1 protein-coding gene is annotated in these 263 nt (G+C 47.9%); it reads left to right on the top strand.

What is annotated here, in order from left to right; translation table 11 throughout:
- Positions 1 to 53 precede the first annotated feature (53 nt).
- Positions 54 to 263 (top strand): hypothetical protein (locus Q5762_RS38705; RefSeq protein ID WP_315897003.1); only part of this gene is annotated, 210 nt, incomplete at its 3' end.

Genomic DNA, 263 nt, shown 5'->3' with positions numbered 1-263 from the left:
TGAGTCCGGCTTATAGGGTCATCCGGCTCAGTGCCGACGTCGACCCTGAGTTCATGGTCACGCTACTTCAAACGCATCACATCCGCTTTCTACTGGAGACACGTTCAAGTCAAGGAAATAAAATAGGAAAGCGTCGCCTTCTGCAACGTAATGAATTTGAGAGCATCGAGTTCAAGCTGCCTCCAATAGAGACCCAGCGCGACATTGCTTCAAAAATTGCAGTTTTCCAAGCAGAACTTGCGCTTACTGATCGGGAAATAGAA

It is taken from the genome of Streptomyces sp. P9(2023), assembly GCF_032436795.1.
Lineage (GTDB): Bacteria > Actinomycetota > Actinomycetes > Streptomycetales > Streptomycetaceae > Streptomyces.
This window is presented reverse-complemented; position numbering and strand designations above follow the sequence as displayed.